18 protein-coding genes and 2 tRNA genes are annotated in these 16920 nt (G+C 70.6%); 6 read left to right on the top strand and 14 right to left on the bottom strand.

Going from position 1 to position 16920, the window contains the following annotated elements:
- Positions 1-7: 7 nt before the first annotated feature.
- The 5 genes from DJ476_RS17240 to DJ476_RS17220 form a co-directional block, all read right to left on the bottom strand.
- Entirely contained in the window at positions 8-1435 is a 1428-nt protein-coding gene (locus DJ476_RS17240; RefSeq protein ID WP_112490962.1) for a class E sortase, read from the bottom strand.
- Entirely contained in the window at positions 1432-2070 is a 639-nt protein-coding gene (locus DJ476_RS17235) for an aminodeoxychorismate/anthranilate synthase component II (protein WP_019761818.1), read from the bottom strand. Before DJ476_RS17235 ends, DJ476_RS17240 begins: the two co-directional genes overlap by 4 nt.
- Positions 2067-2255 carry a hypothetical protein gene (locus tag DJ476_RS17230; protein ID WP_018489811.1) on the bottom strand — a complete coding sequence of 63 codons (189 nt, stop codon included), beginning with the start codon at positions 2253-2255 and terminating at the stop codon, positions 2067-2069. Before DJ476_RS17230 ends, DJ476_RS17235 begins: the two co-directional genes overlap by 4 nt.
- Positions 2256-2344: 89 nt before the next feature.
- Positions 2345-3055, bottom strand: coding sequence for a class E sortase (locus DJ476_RS17225; RefSeq protein ID WP_112490961.1), 711 nt, complete (start codon positions 3053-3055; stop codon positions 2345-2347).
- A gap of 29 nt (positions 3056-3084) precedes the next feature.
- Positions 3085-3852, bottom strand: coding sequence for a DUF881 domain-containing protein (locus DJ476_RS17220; RefSeq protein ID WP_241565576.1), 768 nt, complete (start codon positions 3850-3852; stop codon positions 3085-3087).
- A 141-nt stretch (positions 3853-3993) separates the two neighbouring features.
- Between DJ476_RS17220 and crgA the strand changes: the two genes are divergently transcribed.
- Entirely contained in the window at positions 3994-4248 is a 255-nt protein-coding gene (gene crgA, locus DJ476_RS17215) for a cell division protein CrgA (RefSeq protein ID WP_018489814.1), read from the top strand.
- 270 nt (positions 4249-4518) lie between these two features.
- Here crgA and DJ476_RS17210 read toward each other — a convergent pair whose 3' ends face one another.
- Together DJ476_RS17210 and DJ476_RS17205 are read right to left on the bottom strand one after the other, a co-directional pair.
- Entirely contained in the window at positions 4519-5424 is a 906-nt protein-coding gene (locus DJ476_RS17210) for a rhomboid family intramembrane serine protease (protein WP_019761820.1), read from the bottom strand.
- Between the two features lie 115 nt (positions 5425-5539).
- Positions 5540-6067 (bottom strand): peptidylprolyl isomerase, encoded by a 528-nt coding sequence (locus DJ476_RS17205; RefSeq protein ID WP_070200854.1) that lies wholly within the window; start codon positions 6065-6067, stop codon positions 5540-5542.
- Positions 6068-6372: 305 nt separating this feature from the next.
- Between DJ476_RS17205 and DJ476_RS17200 the strand changes: the two genes are divergently transcribed.
- Positions 6373-7089 carry a DUF5324 family protein gene (locus DJ476_RS17200; RefSeq protein WP_112492547.1) on the top strand — a complete coding sequence of 239 codons (717 nt, stop codon included), beginning with the start codon at positions 6373-6375 and terminating at the stop codon, positions 7087-7089.
- Positions 7090-7316: 227 nt separating this feature from the next.
- Complete coding sequence (locus tag DJ476_RS17195; RefSeq protein WP_112490960.1) at positions 7317-7829, top strand: DUF3515 family protein; 513 nt, start codon at positions 7317-7319, stop codon at positions 7827-7829.
- Between the two features lie 139 nt (positions 7830-7968).
- Here the strand turns inward: DJ476_RS17195 and DJ476_RS17190 are convergent.
- Positions 7969-8041, bottom strand: a tRNA-Ala gene (locus DJ476_RS17190).
- Between the two features lie 180 nt (positions 8042-8221).
- Between DJ476_RS17190 and DJ476_RS17185 the strand changes: the two genes are divergently transcribed.
- Both DJ476_RS17185 and DJ476_RS17180 read left to right on the top strand, forming a co-directional pair.
- On the top strand, positions 8222-8770 hold the full coding sequence (locus DJ476_RS17185) for a helix-turn-helix domain-containing protein (RefSeq protein WP_018489819.1): 549 nt from the start codon (positions 8222-8224) through the stop codon (positions 8768-8770).
- Between the two features lie 183 nt (positions 8771-8953).
- Complete coding sequence (locus DJ476_RS17180; protein WP_112490959.1) at positions 8954-10381, top strand: serine/threonine protein kinase; 1428 nt, start codon at positions 8954-8956, stop codon at positions 10379-10381.
- A gap of 32 nt (positions 10382-10413) precedes the next feature.
- Here the strand turns inward: DJ476_RS17180 and DJ476_RS17175 are convergent, their stop codons facing one another.
- Together DJ476_RS17175 and DJ476_RS34555 are read right to left on the bottom strand one after the other, a co-directional pair.
- Complete coding sequence (locus tag DJ476_RS17175; protein WP_208853581.1) at positions 10414-11754, bottom strand: hypothetical protein; 1341 nt, start codon at positions 11752-11754, stop codon at positions 10414-10416.
- 329 nt (positions 11755-12083) lie between these two features.
- Positions 12084-12218: a DLW-39 family protein gene (locus tag DJ476_RS34555; protein WP_003958712.1), complete on the bottom strand. Its 135-nt coding sequence runs from the start codon at positions 12216-12218 to the stop codon at positions 12084-12086.
- A gap of 290 nt (positions 12219-12508) precedes the next feature.
- Between DJ476_RS34555 and DJ476_RS17165 the strand changes: the two genes are divergently transcribed.
- On the top strand, positions 12509-12877 hold the full coding sequence (locus tag DJ476_RS17165; protein ID WP_103418439.1) for a DUF6344 domain-containing protein: 369 nt from the start codon (positions 12509-12511) through the stop codon (positions 12875-12877).
- A gap of 78 nt (positions 12878-12955) precedes the next feature.
- On the opposite strand, the gene DJ476_RS17160 is transcribed toward DJ476_RS17165, so the two are convergent.
- The 4 genes from DJ476_RS17160 to gyrA all read right to left on the bottom strand — a co-directional run bounded on the left by DJ476_RS17160 (position 12956) and on the right by gyrA (position 16880).
- The gene (locus DJ476_RS17160) at positions 12956-13318 is read right to left on the bottom strand and encodes a DUF6336 family protein (RefSeq protein ID WP_318294721.1); all 363 of its coding nucleotides are present in this window, start codon (positions 13316-13318) and stop codon (positions 12956-12958) included.
- Between the two features lie 72 nt (positions 13319-13390).
- Positions 13391-13464 (bottom strand) — tRNA-Ile (locus DJ476_RS17155).
- Between the two features lie 78 nt (positions 13465-13542).
- Positions 13543-14145, bottom strand: coding sequence for a DUF3566 domain-containing protein (locus tag DJ476_RS17150; protein ID WP_018489824.1), 603 nt, complete (start codon positions 14143-14145; stop codon positions 13543-13545).
- A gap of 92 nt (positions 14146-14237) precedes the next feature.
- The gene (gyrA, locus tag DJ476_RS17145) at positions 14238-16880 is read right to left on the bottom strand and encodes a DNA gyrase subunit A (RefSeq protein ID WP_103418441.1); all 2643 of its coding nucleotides are present in this window, start codon (positions 16878-16880) and stop codon (positions 14238-14240) included.
- Positions 16881-16920: the final 40 nt, after the last annotated feature.

Below are 16920 nucleotides of genomic sequence, written 5' to 3'. Positions count from 1 at the left end.
ATGATGTTCAGCCCACGAGCGCCTTGGGCTTTCCCTCGTCGCGCGGCCGTTCGTCGACCATCTTGCCCCAGACGATCAGCCGGTAGGTACTCGTGAACTCCGGGGTGCAGGTCGTCAGCGTGATGTACCGGCCCGGCTCGGTGAACCCGGAACCGGCCGGGATCGGCTCGATCACCGAGATGTTGGACGGCGAGGTCTGCGGCAGGATGCTGGTCATCTCGTACGTGTAGTACGCGTCCCTCGTCTCGACCACGATCGGATCGCCGGGGACGAGCTTGTTGACGTAGCGGAACGGTTCCCCGTGGGTGTTGCGGTGGCCGGCGACGGCGAAGTTGCCCTGCTCGTCCTCGGGCATCGCCGTCTTCAGCTTGCCCTCGCCGTAGTGGCCGAGCATGCCCCGGTCGAGGACCTTCTCCTTGTTGATGCCCTCGGCGATCGGGACGACGACGTCCAGCTTGGGGATGTGCATGATGGCGAAGCCCTGGCCCGGCGCGAACACCCCGGGCTTGCCCGCCCCGTTGGCCCACTCCTCCTGGATCCTGTCCGTCTCCTTGCCCGCGATCTGCTCGGCCCGGACGTTGGTCCACCAGAGCTGGTAGGTGACGAAGAGCAGCATCAGGACGCCGAGCGAGATGAAGATCTCGCCGACGGCCCGGCTGGCGACGACGGCCGGACTGTCCTTGGCGGCCTTCGCCGCGCGCCGCGCCTCCATCCGGGTCATGGGGGCGGCGGGGGTGGAGGCCGCCGGGGCCGCCGGGCCGGAACGGCGCCCGCGCCCCTTGGCCGCCCGCCGCCGCTCGGCCCGCCCCCCGGTGACCGGCTCGGCGGACTCGGGGCGGGTGGGGGGCTCGTACGGATCGGTGGCGGCCTCGTACGCTTCGGCCTGCTCGGGCCGCCCGGCGGAGACCGGCCGGGCGGTCGGCGCGTACGGATCCGTGGCGGTCCGTTCCCCTGGGGGCGCGTACGGCTCCGGAGCGGGCTCGTACGGATCGGCGGGGTCGTACGGCCGGGGCACGTCGGTCGGCGCGTACGCCTGGGGCGGATCAGGCCTTTCGCCCGGGTCTGTGACTATTCGGCGGGTGTCGGCGGTCCGCAGCCCGATGGTCTCATCGGCCGGAGCGGGCGCGGGAGAGGCCGCAGGGGCCTGCTGGGGGCCGTACCAGTCCCGCTGGTACCCGTCGGGGTCGTACCACTCGCCCGGGGCCTCCTGCGCCTGCTCAGGGCCGTACGCCTGCGGGCGGGCGGCGGCCGGACCGCCCTCCCCCGGGGTGGCCTCGCTCCGGAACCACGGGGAGGTGTGCTGCCCCGGCAGCGGGTCGCCGAGCGGGTCCGCGAGTCCTTCCACCGCCGACGTGAACGCCCCGTCGGCCCCGTACGTCCCTGGCACGTACGGGCCCTGGAGTCCGGGGCCGTCCTCGGGGCGGGGTTCGGTCACGCCGCGGCCTTGCCCACCACCGGCGCGAGCCCCGCCGACCGCGCCACGGCCCCCTGGTCACCGCACTGCTCCAGCCAGTTGGCGAGCATCAGGTGGCCGTACTCGGTGAGCACGGACTCGGGGTGGAACTGCACGCCCTCCACGGCCCGGTCCCGGTGGCGCAGGCCCATGATGATGCCGTCGGCCGTGCGGGCCGTGACCTCCAGCTCGGGCGGGAGCGCGGCCGGTTCGGCGGCGAGCGAGTGGTAGCGGGTGGCGGTGAAGGGGGAGGGCAGCCCGGCGAAGACGCCCTTTCCTTCATGGCTGACCGGCGAGGTCTTGCCGTGCAGCAGCTCGGGGGCCCGGTCGACGACACCGCCGTACGCGACGGCCATGGACTGCATCCCCAGGCAGACGCCGAAGACCGGAACGCCGGTGTCCGCGCAGTGGCGCACCATCTCCACGCAGACCCCCGCCTGCTCGGGCGTGCCGGGGCCGGGGGAGAGCAGGACGCCGTCGAAGCCGTCCTGGGCGTGGGCGGTGGTCACCTCGTCGTTGCGCAGCACCTCGCACTCGGCGCCGAGCTGGTAGAGGTACTGGACGAGGTTGAAGACGAAGCTGTCGTAGTTGTCCACGACGAGGATGCGTGCGCTCACTGCCCGGCTCCTGCCCCACCGGCGCTGTCGCCGTCGACGGTCACGTCACCGAACGGGAGCAGCGGCTCCGCCCAGGGGAAGACGTACTGGAACAGCGCGTAGACCACCGCCAGAACCAGCACGAGCGCGATGATGCTCCGCACCCACGCGTTGCCCGGCAGATGCCGCCAGATCCAGCCGTACATGCTGACCCCTCCATTCGGTACTCGCACCAGATTAGAGGGCTGCGGCCGGAGAGTGGGTCAGCCTGTGGAAAACCCCGGCCCGGCCCAGGTCAGGCGGTAAGCTCCGGCGGCTTCCCCGCGCCCACCGGCCGGGTCGCGTCCAGGTGGGCCCAGGCGATCAGCCGGTGGCTGCTGCCCCACTCGGGCTCGCAGGTGGTGAGCGTCAGATAGCGGCCCGGGCCCTCGAAGCCGGAGCGCCGGGGGACGGGGTCGACGACGGCGGTGTCGGTGGGCACGGTCCGGTAGGGCTCGCGGGCGACGCGGTACGTGAACCAGGTCGTGCCGTCGTTGACGATCACCGCGTCCCCGGGGCGGAGCCGGGGGAAGTCCTTGAAGGGGTCCCCGTACGTCCGCCGGTGCCCGGCCACCGCGAAGTTGCCGGTCTCCCCCGGGCGGGCGGTCCCGCTGTAGTGGCCGAGCCCCTTCTGCAAGGTCCTGGCCTCGGTGTTCTCCAGCACCGGCCACTCCCATCCGGCGCCGAAGCGGGGGACGTACATCGTCGCGAACGGCTTCCCGTCCTCGTACGGGGGCGGGGAGGCGATGGCGGAAGGGGCCGCGGGCCGCTGCTGGGCCCAGCGGCTGTGGAGCGTCGCGATCTCGCCCTCGGCCGCGTCGGCGGCCTTGACGCCCGTCCATGACAAGACGTAGGCGACGAACAGGATGATCAGGGCGCCCACGGTGATGCACAGCTCGCTGAAGGTCCTGACGACGAGCCGTAACGGGACGGGCGGTACCGATCGCTCCGACGGTCGTGACGACACCGGACGGCCTCCCGGGGGTCAGCCCGGGCTCACTCCACGGGCTTCGCGTAGTGGAGGTCCACTGTGCCCGAGTAACCGGGAAGAGTCACCGCGTCGTCCTCCTCGACTTTCCAGCCCAGCCCGTACGCCTTCACGTACAGCTGGTAGTTCTGGATCGCGGTGGAGTTGTCGAGCGCCTTCCTCAGCTTGCCCGGGTCACCCACGGCGGTGACCTTGTACGGCGGGGAGTAGACGCGGCCCTGGAGGATCAGGGTGTTGCCGACGCAGCGGACCGCGCTGGTGGAGATCAGCCGCTGGTCCATGACCTGGATGCCGCGCGCCCCGCCCTGCCACAGGGCGTTCACGACGGCCTGGAGGTCCTGCTGGTGGATGACCAGGTCGTTGGGCTGGGGCTCGGGGTAGCCGGGGTTGGCGGTGGCGTCCGGCGGGGCGTCGTTGAGTGTGACGCTGACGGCGTCGCCGGTGATCTTCGTGGTGCCGGCCGCCTTCTCCAGGGCCTTCAGCTTGGCGTCCTCGGCCTCGGTGGAGCCGTCGTCGCGCTGGGCGAGGGCCTCCACGTCCGCGCGGGCGGCGGCGACCGAATCGTTCAGCTCGGCGTTGTTCTCGCTGCGCTCCCGGATCAGGTCGGAGAGCTTGAGCAGGGAGGAGTCGCTGCGCAGATTGGTGCCCTTGGCCGTGTTGGCGCTGGTGACGAAGATGAGCCCGGCGAGGGCGAAGACGGCAGCGGTGAGCCCCCGGGCCGCCCACACGGAGGTGGACCGGGCCGGACCTTCGGGAGAGTCGGCAGAATTGCTCAACGTACCCTTATCTCATCGGGCGCCATGGAAGCACTACGCTAACGGACGCCCGGGGGCGGCAGCATTCCCCCTGGCGCCCCGCCCCGGCGCCCGCCACAGATCCCTGCGCGGTCACGCAGCGCATCGACAGGAGAGTCCCTCGTGCCGAAGTCACGTATCCGCAAGAAGGCCGACTTCACGCCGCCCCCGGCGAAGCAAGCAACGGCGATCAAGCTGACCAACCGCAGTTGGGTGGCTCCGGTGATGCTGGCCCTGTTCCTCCTCGGGCTGGCCTGGATCGTGGTGTTCTACGTGACCGAAGGCAGTCTGCCGATCGACGCCCTGGGCAACTGGAACATCGTGGTCGGCTTCGGCTTCATCGCCGGCGGCTTCGCCGTGTCGACCCAGTGGAAGTGACGGACCCCTCCGCGCAAGCCCTGCCCTGAGTTACCCACAGAGTTATCCACAGCTGGGGGAAAAGGTCAGACGATCTGTGGATAACCTCCACTCAAGTTGACGCCGGTGTGACTGCAGCCCCCCTCTCCCGAGGGGGGCTGCGCCGTGTGCTACCACGGGAAAACCCAGCTCAGCGACGGTGGGCACAGATGTTCCCCTTGCCATGCACAGATCCTGCCCCCACTGTGGACAACTGTGGTCTGTCCTGGGGGCGAACCGTTCCCCAGGGACTCAGGTGAGGGACATCGTGCGGGCGACGACGATCGCCACCGAGGCCAGGAACACCAGCGCACAGGTCCCGGCCTGCACCGCCGTACGCCGCTCACGCGGGGCGTGCACCAGGCCGACCGCGATCAGGGCGCCCGCGACGAGACCTCCGACGTGGGCCTCCCACGCGATGCCGCCCATGGTGAAGGTGAAGACCAGGTTGATCGCGAGCAGCACCAGCACCGGGCGCATGTCGTAGTTCATCCGGCGCATCAGCACGGCGGTGGCGCCGAACAGCCCGAAGACCGCGCCGGACGCGCCCAGCGAAGGCTGGTTCGGCGCGGCGATCAGATACATCAGCGCGCTGCCCGCGAACCCGGAGAGCAGATAGAGCGCCAGGAAGCGGACCCGGCCGAGCGCGGCCTCAAGCGGCCCGCCGAGCCACCAGAGCCCCAGCATGTTGAACCCGATGTGCCACACCTCCTGGTGCAGGAACATCGAGGTCACCAGGCGATACCACTGCCCCTCGGCGACACCCTCGATCGAGCCCGGCGGCGGCGTCGGGTCCCAGGCCCGGCCGAGCAGCACCAGATCGTCGAGCAGGGACTCCGGGGCAGCCGCGACCACGACGAAGACCACGAGATTGATGCCGAGCAGGATCTTGGTGATCAGTCGCGGGTCGGCGGCCACGGTCCCGCCCGCCAGCGTGCGCGGCCGACTGGCCGCCGGGTGGTGGCCGGTGCCGGAGCCCTGGCGCACGCAGTCGGGGCACTGGAAACCGACGGAGGCGCTGACCATGCACTCGGTGCAGATCGGCCGCTCGCAGCGCGTGCAGCTGATCCCGGTCTCCCGGCCCGGGTGCCGGTAGCAGCTCGGGAGGGCCTGACCGCCTTCCGGTACGCCCCGGTCCGCCGGCGGCTGCTGGTGCATCGGTCCTGGCCTGCCTCTCGGTCTCACCCCGGGCGCCGCACACACGGACGCCCCGCTGGTCCGCTATGTATCACTACGGACGGGCGGGGCGGTTGGTTCCCGTCGGGGCGGGCGGTCAGCGGGTCTCGACGACCACGGACTCGATGACCACGTCGTTCAGCGGACGGTCGGTGCGCGGGTTGGTCTCGGTGGCGGCGATGGCGTCGACGACCTTGCGGCTCGCGTCGTCGGCGACCTCGCCGAAGATGGTGTGCTTGTTGGTCAGCCAGGCGGTGGGCGAGACGGTCAGGAAGAACTGCGAACCGTTGGTGCCCGGGCCCGCGTTGGCCATGGCCAGCAGATACGGCTTGGTGAAGGCCAGGTCCGGGTGGAACTCGTCCGCGAACTTGTAGCCCGGACCGCCGGTGCCGTTGCCCAGCGGGTCGCCGCCCTGGATCATGAACCCGCTGATGACCCGGTGGAAGACGGTCCCGTCGTAGAGCCGGTCCGTGGACTTCTGCCCGGTCTCCGGGTTGGTCCACTCGCGCTGTCCGGTGGCCAGCTCGACGAAGTTCTTCACCGTCTTCGGGGCGTGGTTCGGCAGGAGCCGGATCTCGATGTCGCCCTGGTTGGTCTTCAAGGTGGCGTAAAGCTGCTCGGCCACGGTCTGCCTTCCCTCGTCCTTCGCTGAGCTGACGTACGCCGAATCCTCCCACGTACCGGGGAATGTACGGCCGGATGCCTGATGGAGCGGCGCGTTCCGCACCGAACCGTGGCATGGTCGTCGGAACGCTTCACTTGCACCGTTCTCCCGACTTGAAACGTCTTGAGACGCCTTGAGCAGTTCTGACGGAAATAGTGACCATGACCCGGATGCCCGTCCTGCGTGCCGGACATGGCCGTGACAGGCATGATTTCGAATTGGGCGGAAAGGCGGAGTACCTACCCGCCACCAAGGAGGAGGATCCCGTGACCCGCATCGACAGCGTGCGCGCCGCAACCGACTCGGCCAGGGACAGCGCGCAGCACGCCGCGGAAGTGGTGGCGCCGTACGCCGACTCGGCCAGGGAGCAGGCTGCCCACTATGCGCACGAGGCCCGCGTACGGCTCGCGCCCAAGGTGACGAAGGCGGCCAAGCAGGCCCGTGTCCAGTACGAGTCCCATCTCGCCCCGCGCCTCGAACAGGCCCTGACCCATGTGCCGCCGAAGGTCGACGAGGCCGCGCAGCGCGCCGCCCACTCGACCCGGAAGGCCGCCAGGACCGCCGCCGAGTACACCGCGCCGCGCGTCGAGCAGGCCCGGGCGGTGGCCCAGCCGGTGGCCGAGCAGGCCTCGGCCCGCAGCGCCGCGGCGCTCGCCGCGCTCCGGAGCAACGTCACGGCCAAGGAGATCCAGAAGCTGGCCCGCAAGCACGAGCGGCGGGCCAGGGCCGGCCGGGCCACCAAGGGGCTCCTGGTGCTGGGCATCCTCGCCGGTGGCGCCTACGCCGCTTGGCGCTGGTGGGACAAGCAGGCCAACCCGGACTGGCTGGTCGAGCCGCCGGTCGCCACCGAGGTGGGCGACGAGCGCGCGCCGCTCGGCACGGTCGACGGCAGCGGCCGGGCCGTGCTCGACCCGGAGGTCGAGGCCAAGCAGGCCGAGGCGGAGGCCGAAGGGGACGTCCCGGGCCACGACGACCGCGCCTGACGGCGGGCGCCGCCCCGTACCCGTAACCCCACAGCCGTAGAAGCGACAACAAGAGGACGCCGGTCCGCCGCAGCCCCCGAAGGTCTGCGGCGGACCGGCGTCCTCGTCGTGCCCGTACCTGGAGGGAGCGGCCGGACCCCGTATCCGGGCAGGACGGGCGCTGGTGTAGCTTCCGGAGGACCGGAGGAGTCGAACGTACGGGCTCCTCCCCACGAAAGGTCCCTGCTGTGGTGCGAGTCCCCCGCGCGCGGAAGGCCGCCGTCGCGGTGGCGGCCGTCGCCCTGACCGCCGGTGCCCTGGTGTCGTGCGGCGCGGACTCCCCCGGCGAAGGCGTCACCTCCGCCCCGCACGCAGGGGACGCGGCCTGCAAGCGGTTCGCCGCCGGCTACCCGGACCGCCTCGGCGGACAGAAGCTGACCTTCACCGACCGCCCCGGGGTCGCCGTCTGGGGCGAGAACGCGATCGTGCTGCGCTGCGGCGTCGAGCTGCCCGAGCCGACCATCGACCCGTGCGCGACCGTCGACGGCGTGGACTGGGTCTTCCGCGAGGACCGCTCCGAGGACGGCGGCAAGGTCGTCGTCACCTACGGCCGCGACCCGGCCGTGGAGGTGGCCGTCACCGAGGAGATCACCGCCGTGGACGACGTCCTGGTCGGCCTGTCCGCGCTGGTCGAGCCCGTGAAGCCGTACACGAAGTGCGTGGGCATGGACGACGTACCGGCCCCGGCACCCTCCGGCTGAGGCCCGTTCTCACCGGCGAATCGGCTCCGGGGCGGCCCTGACCTCATCCACGGGCACAGGCATCGGCATGGGCACAGGCGTGGGCATGAAAAATGCCCTCCAGGACCTTGTTTTCCAAGGTCGGAGGGCACTTCACCTGTGGAGCCTAGGAGATTCGAACTCCTGACATCTGCCTTGCAAAGGCAGCGCTCTACCAACTGAGCTAAGGCCCCGGGAACAGCGGAAACGACGACAGAAGCGAACACATCCGGGCCACTGCCACCGTCGCAGAACAGAGTACCGGGTGCTCCCCCCTATCTTGCAAAAGGATAGGGACTCCCCGTGGGCGACCACGCTCCGTAAGATGCTCGACGAGGTTCGCAGCAGCGAAGCCGCAGCGAAGGGGAGACGCAATGGACGCAGCGCAGCAGGAAGCGACGGCAAGAGCCAGAGAGCTTCAGCGCAGTTGGTACGGGGAGCCGCTGGGGGCGCTCTTCCGTCGGCTGATCGACGACCTGGGCCTCAACCAGGCACGGCTCGCCGCGGTTCTCGGGCTCTCCGCCCCGATGCTCTCCCAGCTGATGAGCGGCCAGCGGGCCAAGATCGGGAACCCTGCGGTCGTCCAGCGCGTCCAGGCACTCCAGGAGCTGTCCGGCCAGGTCGCGGACGGCAGCGTCAGCGCGGGGGAGGCCACCGACCGCATGGAGGAGATCAAGAAATCGCAGGGCGGGTCCGTCCTGACCGGCACCGGTCAGACCACCACGACCGGGGGCGCTCCCACCGTCCGCCGCGTGGTGCGCGAGATCCAGTCCCTGCTGCGGTCGGTCGCGGCGGCCGGCGACATCATCGATGCCGCCGACTCCCTCGCCCCGACCCACCCGGAGCTGGCAGAGTTCCTCCGGGTGTACGGGGCGGGCCGCACCGCGGACGCGGTCGCGCACTACGAGGGACACCAGAGCTAGCGGCTCGGGGCGGACGAGAGCACGACGGCACCACACAGCACGACGGCACAACTGCACGACAAGCACCACAAGAACGACGAGCACGACGAGCACGACGACGGAACAAGGGCCTCGCACACCGCCGGGGCCCCTGGTCCCCCGGGAGCCGCGGCGACAACAGGGACGGAAAGCGGGCACAGCGCAATGGGTGAGGTCTTCGCCGGTCGGTACGAACTGATCGATCCGATCGGGCGTGGTGGGGTCGGCGCCGTCTGGCGGGCCTGGGACCACCGGCGCCGCAGGTACGTCGCGGCCAAGGTCCTGCAGCAGAGCGACGCGCACACGCTGCTGCGCTTCGTCCGCGAGCAGGCGCTGCGCATCGAGCACCCGCACGTCCTGGCCCCGGCCAGCTGGGCCGCCGACGACGACAAGGTCCTGTTCACCATGGACCTGGTGAGCGGCGGTTCGCTCGCCCATGTCATAGGCGACTACGGGCCGTTGCCCCCGCGCTTCGTCTGTCTGCTCCTGGACCAGCTGCTCTCCGGCCTCTCCACGGTGCACGCCGAGGGGGTGGTCCACCGGGACATCAAGCCGGCCAACATCCTGATGGAGGCGACCGGTTCAGGCCGCCCGCATCTGCGCCTCTCCGACTTCGGCATCTCGATGCGCAAGGGCGAGCCCCGGCTGACCGAGACCAACTACGTGGTCGGCACACCCGGTTACTTCGCCCCCGAGCAGATGATGGGCGCCGAACCCGACTTCCCCGCGGACCTCTTCGCGGTCGGCATGGTCGCCCTCTACCTCCTCCAGGGCCGCAAGCCCGACTCCCAGGCGCTGGTGGAGCACTTCGCCGCCCACGGCACCCCGAGCGCCCCCGAAGGCATCCCCGAGCCGCTCTGGCAGGTGCTCGCCGGGCTGCTCCAGCCGGACCCGCAGGCCCGGTTCCGTACGGCGACGGGGGCGCGCAAGGCGCTGAACGCGGCGGTCGAGATGCTGCCCGAACCGGGGCCGGACGACGAGCCGGTGGAGGTGTTCGACCAGATCGGCCCGCTGCCCCCGGGGTTCGGCCCCGACGGCCCCGAGGCGCCCGCGAGGCCCGTCGATACGCCCCAGGCACCCCAGGAGCCCCAACCGCCCCTGACGACGCCTCAGGCGCCTCAGGAGCCGTCAGCGTCGACGCCCCGACCGCCCGCCCAGGAGCCGTCCGTACCGGCGCCGCCGCCCGTCTCCATGTCCGAGACCGGCAGCTTCCACCTGGCACCCCCGCCCCAGCAACTCCAGCCCCGCACACCGGCGCCCGCACCGGCCCCGCCGCAGCACCAGCCCCCGTTCCACCAGCCCGCACCCACGCCGGCGGCGCCCCCGAACCCGTACGCCGTCGGAGCCCAGGATCTCGCCCAGGCACCGACCTCCGGCGTACCCCAGGACGCGTCGGCCACCCGGCCCTACACGGCCCAGCAGCACCACCCCCTCGCGGCGCACGCGCACACCCCCGCGCCCGCCCCCTCGCCCGCCCCCGCGCGGCAGGCACGGCAGACGCGGCCGGGACCGCCCCCGAAGGTGGCGGTCCCGGTGCTGGTCGTGGCGCTGATCTGCTTCGCGGTCGGCATCTGGGCGCTGACCCAGATGTAGGCGGGTGCAGCGGGAGTGTCGGGGCGGGCCCGTCACCAGCCCTGCTGCGGCGGCCCTCCGTAAGGCGGCTGCTGGTGCCCCGGAACCGGCCCACCGGGTGCCCCGGGTCCACCCGCCGCCGCTGCGGCCGCCCGGCGGCGGGCCAGCAGCGTCCAGCCGCCGAGGCCGAGCACCAACACGGCGCCCGTCCCGAGCGCCCCTGCCGCGACCACCTGCATCGTGGCGCTCTTCGCGGCCTTGGGAGCGCTGTCGCCGCTCTGGGCCAGCTCCTTGTCCTTCTCGGTCACGGCGAAGATCCCGGGGTCGCCCTCGTACGGCGACGCACCGGCCTCGTTCTTCACCTGGACCGTCATCGTCAGCGCGATCGGGTCCTTGCCGTAGCTCTCGGCGACCTTCGGGCTCAGCGTCACCGACAGGTAGTACCAGCCCGCGAACCGCATCGCGCCGACCTGGGAACTGAAGTCATACCGGTTGCGGTACTCCACCGGCGGCAGCGGCTTCAGCGCCGTGGTCGCGGACTTGCCGGAGTACGAGAGGGACGTGTCCACGACGTGGCCCTGGGCCGGGTTGTCGAGCGAGAGGGTGAGCGCGCTGCCGATGAACTCGCTGCTGTCGCCCGGGGAGTTGCTGAGTGCGGCGGAGGCGTAGATCTGCTGCCCCCAGTCCACCGGCACCCGGTAGAAGCGGGTCTGGCCCGGGGCGATGGCGTCGACCCACTCGCCGGTCTCCAGGCTGGTGGCGTCGTAGTAACTGGTGCCGCCCGTACGCTTCTGCGCCTCGGCGTCCGGCGGGGCGGGTGTGGCGGAGGGCCAGTCCTTCGGCGCGGACGTCTCCGTGGGCCCGCCGCCGCGCAGCCCGGGCTCCTGCACGAAACGCAGCTCCAGGTCCCAGGCTTCGGGGCTGGATTCGTCCTTGCTCTCGCGCTCGACGAGGACATCGTAGGTACCGGCTTCCCGGCAGGTGGTGCTCGTCCCCTTGCCCATGGTGCGGTAGGCGTACGCGGCGATCGGCCGGGGGGTCTCGCCCGAGCCGAAGGTGTTCCGGTTGGAGCTGCACCGGGAGTCGTTGAGGTCCCGGATGCTGACCGTGATCCCGTCCCCGTACGCCACCGAGCCGTCGCTCTTGGGCACGGCGACGGCCGAGACATAGGAGTCGGTGGCGCTGTCGAGCTTCACCCGGTAGTAGAGCTTCTGGCCCGGCTCGATCGAGCTGCGGTACACCGCCCCCGGCTGGAGGACGGACGCCTCGGCGTTGCGTTCCGCGCCCTGCACCCGCTTGGCGTCGGGATCGAAGGCGTACGCCGGCGGCCCGGCCGCGTACGCCTGCCTCGGCAGCGCCACCACCGCGCACACCGCGGCGAACGCCGCCAGCATCGCCCGCCCCCTGTTGCGCTGCCTCTTCACGCGGTTCCCCTCGTCGTCGCCATGGCCGCAATGCCGGTCCATCCTGCCCCGCCCGCACCGCTGCTGTCTCCGGCCGGAACCGGATTGCCCCGCTTGTCCGGGTACCGGCCGTGACCGCCGAGGAGCAACCCCGTCCATTTGCTCCAGCAAGCTACTGATTTGCTCAGGCGAACTCAAGGCGGACGCCGTCACGGTCGCGCAACAACGCATCCCCGCGCGAGCACTGCATGAAGAAGAACCCGGACAGCACGAAGCCCCGGCCGCTTCAGCGACCGGGGCCCGTAACAGAGTCTGTCGTCTCACACACCCGAACCTGCGGGCACGGAGTCGGTCGCCTCCGTCCACAGGTCCTGCTCGGCGCGATCCGCCTGGATCTGGCGGTACACGAGGAGCCCGCCGATGGCAGCCAGTGCGACCAGGAGAAGCTTCTTCACCGCGCGACCTCGTCTTTCCTTGGAATAGGGGCCTTCTGCCGCCGACTATACACACCGGCCGATACCGATCGGTGACCTGCCTGGAACCCGAAAGCAGCCCGTTCCCGGCCCTCCGGCGGACCCCTGCCGACCCTCCTGGCACGTTCCGGACGGCCTGTCAGGCCCGGTTGCACCATACGAGTGGTGTTAATCCGAAAATCGGCGCAGCGCGGGCGTCGCTCCCCGGAATCCCGGCGCGGATCCACATGATCGGAGAAGTCAGCAACCGGACCACCCGAAAGCGAGGGGCCATGAGCACCTTCACGCCCAAGAGCATCTGGACCGCCTTCATCACCGCCTTCTTCGCCCTGCTGGCCTCGCTGGGCCTCGCCACCGCCACGGCGAACGCCGCGAACGCCACGAACGCCCCGGCGCAGCCGAGCACCACGACCCAGGAGCACACGGGTGCCACGGCGGCAACCCCACTCGCCCCCTCGGTGCGATGGACCCTTCCGCGTGACCGGGCCCTGCCGCCCACGATGAAGCAGCGCATCCGGGCCGAGGCCCACGGCTCCTCCCCGGCCACCCGCCACCTGTCGGCCGACCCGGCGACCACCGTCCGCACCACGGCCCCGCACCACACCGCCCCGGAAGGCGACTCCCCGGTGCCACCTCCCTGATCCTCCCGGCGCCCACCGCACTCCGGGGCCCCTGGTCCGGTTCACACCGGCCGGGGGCCTTTCCGTGTGCCCGGCGTCCTACCCGGCGAACCGCCCCAGGAAGGCGGCGACCGGCACGGGCACCAGCAGGAGGACGCCGACGCGGACCAGGCAGGGCGCGAGGACGGCGATCACCTCGGAGGGGCCGGTCGTACGGAAGAGGTCCCGCCACCGCAGCACCTCCCCCACACAGCACGCCCAGAAGAACAGCCCGGTCAGCAGAGAGACCGCGCCGGCCACGAGACCCAGGAAGGCGACCGCCTCCAGCAGGTCGGTCCGGGCGTCATCCCGCAGGACGAGGGCGGTGACGGTCAGACAGACCGCCGCCCCCGCCCCGTACACCGCTCCCCGCGCCACGACCCCGCCCAGTCGCAGCCGCGGTACGGAAATTTCCCTGCCCACACCGCACCTTCCCCGTCACGCCGAGAGGCCCTTCCCGTGCGGGAAGGGCCTCTCGGTAACTGCTGTGCACTGTGGGGCTAACAGGATTTGAACCTGTGGCCTCATCCTTATCAGGGATGCGCTCTAACCAACTGAGCTATAGCCCCGCCGCGCTGTGCTGCTCTGCGCTGACTTCTGAAGATTAGCGCACGTCGGGGCCAGTCCCAAAATCGATACCCGCCGGACTACTCGTCCTCCGCCAGCGTCAGCTCGACGCCGCCCACGAAGCCCGCCGACAGGTTGTAGATGAAGGCTCCCAGCGTGGCCAGCGCGGTGGCCAGGACCACGTCGATCACGGCGATGACCGAGGTGAAGATGAGCACCCGCGGCAGCGAAAGGAACGACTGCAGATCGAAGCCGTTGCTCTCGTTGGAGCCGGTGGCCTCGCTGATGGTGCCGCCCACGGTGGAGAAGACGCCCATCGCGTCCATGACCATCCACAGGATCGCCGCCGCCACCACCGTGCAGATGCCCAGCGCGATGGAGAGCAGGAAGCTGACCTTCATCACCGACCACGGGTCGGCCTTGGCCACCCGCAGCCGGGCCTTGCGCGTACGCGGAGTGGTGCGCGCCCCCGTGCGCGGCTTGCGCGTCGCCTGCGCGCCGCCCAGGGTGCCCCCGCCGCCCGGTCCGGGGCGCTGGCCGCCCTGGGTGCCGCCGCCGGGCGCCTGGTACGCCTGGGGCGGGTGGTACGGCCCCGACGGCCCCGGTGCGGGCTCACGCTCGCCGGGCAGCGGCCCGGTCGCGTAACCCTCGTACTGGGGCTGAGGCCCTCGTGTGTCCGTCACAGTGCCCCCTTGGGAGTCCGTGGCAGGGCCACGGGCACCGTTCGCTCCTGCTCCGGAAGCGGCCGAACCGGCGCCCGTGGCTCCACTCACTCTTACTCCTCGTGCTCCCCGGTCGAGGACTCCGTGCCCTCGACAGTGCCCTCTACCACGCTCGTGGCGTGGGCCTCGGCCGTCTCGCCCTCGGCGTCATCGGTCCCGTCGACCTCTTCCGCCTCACGACCGGCCTCGGCATTGCGCGCGATGCCGACGACGGCATCCCGCTTGCCCAGATTGATCAGTTGGACGCCCATGGTGTCACGGCCCGTCTCCCTGACTTCATTGACTCGCGTACGAATCACACCACCGCCGAGCGTGATGGCGAGGATCTCGTCCGTCTCCTCGACCACCAGCGCACCGACGAGCGAGCCCCGGTCCTCGACGATCTTGGCAGCCTTGATGCCGAGGCCGCCGCGGCCCTGGACGCGGTACTCGTCGACGGGGGTGCGCTTGGCGTACCCGCCGTCGGTAGCGGTGAAGACGAACGTACCGGGCCGGACGACATTCATCGAGAGCAGTTCGTCTCCCTCGCGGAAACTCATGCCCTTGACGCCCGAGGTGGCACGGCCCATCGGACGGAGCGCGTCGTCCGTCGCGGTGAACCTGATCGACTGCGCCTTCTTGCTGATGAGCAGCAGATCGTCCTCAGCCGACACCAGCTCGGCACCGATCAGCTCGTCGTCGCCGCCGTCCGCCGTCTCGCGCAGGTTGATCGCGATGACACCGCCCGAGCGCGGCGAGTCGTAGTCCTTGAGCGCGGTCTTCTTCACGAGACCGCCCTTCGTCGCCAGGATCAGGTACGGCACGGCCTCGTAGTCGCGGATCGCGAGGATCTGGGCGATCTTCTCGTCCGGCTGGAAGGCCAGCAGGTTGGCGACGTGCTGGCCGCGCGCGTCCCGGCCGGCGTCGGGAAGCTCGTACGCCTTCGCCCGGTAGACCCGGCCCTTGTTCGTGAAGAACAGCAGCCAGTGGTGGGTGGTGGAGACGAAGAAGTGGTCGACGATGTCGTCTTCCTTGAGCTTCGTCCCGCGCACGCCCTTGCCGCCGCGCTTCTGCGAGCGGTAGTCGTCCGTCTTCGTACGCTTCACATAGCCGCTGCGGGAGATCGTGACGACGATGTCCTCCTCGGCGATCAGGTCCTCGATGGACATGTCGCCTTCGAAGGGCACCAGCTTGGTGCGCCGGTCGTCGCCGAACTTCTCGACGATCGCGGCCAGCTCCTCGCTGACGATCCCGCGCTGCCTGGCGGGCGAGGCCAGGATCTCGTTGTACTCGTTGATCTTCGCCTGGAGCTCGTCGTGCTCGGCGGTGATCTTCTGGTGCTCCAGCGCGGCCAGCCGGCGCAGCTGCATCTCCAGGATCGCGTTGGCCTGGAGCTCGTCGATCTCCAGCAGGCTCATCAGGCCCTCACGCGCGATCTCCACGGTGTTGGAGCGGCGGATGAGGGCGATGACCTCGTCGATGGCGTCCAGGGCCTTCAGCAGGCCGCGCAGGATGTGCGCCCGCTCCTCGGCCTTGCGCAGCCGGAACCTGGTCCGCCGGACGATGACCTCGATCTGGTGCGTCACCCAGTGGCGGATGAACGCGTCGATCGAGAGCGTGCGCGGCACCCCGTCGACCAGCGCCAGCATGTTGGCGCCGAAGTTCGTCTGGAGGTCGGTGTGCTTGTACAGGTTGTTCAGGACGACCTTGGCGACCGCGTCCCGCTTGAGGACGACGACCAGGCGCTGTCCCGTACGGGAGGAGGTCTCGTCGCGGACGTCCGCGATGCCGCCGACCTTGCCGTCCTTCACCAGGTCGGCGATCTTCTGCGCGAGGTTGTCGGGGTTGGTCTGGTACGGAAGCTCCGTGACGACCAGGCACTGGCGGCCCTGGATCTCCTCGACCGCGACGACGGCGCGCATGGTGATCGAGCCGCGCCCGGTGCGGTACGCCTCCTCGATGCCCTTGCGGCCCACCACCAGCGCGCCGGTGGGGAAGTCGGGGCCCTTGATGCGCTCGATCAGCGCGTCCAGCAGCTCCTCGTGCGAGGCCTCGGGGTGCTCCAGGTACCACTGGGCACCGGCGGCGACCTCGCGCAGGTTGTGCGGCGGGATGTTGGTCGCCATGCCGACCGCGATCCCGGCGGAACCGTTGACCAGCAGGTTCGGGAAGCGGGCCGGGAGGACCGTCGGCTCCTGGTTGCGGCCGTCGTAGTTGTCCTGGAAGTCGACGGTCTCCTCGTCGATGTCCCGGACCATCTCCATGGACAGCGGCATCATCTTGCACTCGGTGTACCGCATGGCGGCGGCCGGGTCGTTGCCCGGGGAACCGAAGTTGCCGTTGGAGTCCACCAGCGGCATCCGCATCGACCAGTGCTGCGCGAGGCGCACCAGGGCGTCGTAGATGGAGGAGTCGCCGTGCGGGTGGTACGTACCCATGACGTCACCGACGACGCGGGCGCACTTGTAGAAGCCCTTCTCGGGGCGGTACCCGCCGTCGTACATCGCGTACAGCACCCGGCGGTGGACGGGCTTGAGGCCGTCCCGTACGTCGGGGAGCGCACGCGAGACGATGACGGACATCGCGTAGTCGAGGTAGGAGCGCTGCATCTCCGTCTCGAGCTGGACGGGCTCGACACGCATCCCGACGCCGGGGACGGTGTCCTCCGCCTCGGGTGTCGCGGGTTCGGGTGTCACGGGGGTGTTCTCGTCGGCCATTGCTGGTCAAAGTCCTTTCGAGCTGCGGCTGGCTGGTACG

Origin of the sequence: Streptomyces bacillaris (assembly GCF_003268675.1) — a bacterium.
GTDB lineage: Bacteria > Actinomycetota > Actinomycetes > Streptomycetales > Streptomycetaceae > Streptomyces > Streptomyces bacillaris.
Note: the sequence above shows the minus strand (reverse complement) of the source record. Positions and strands in the feature narration are given on the sequence as shown.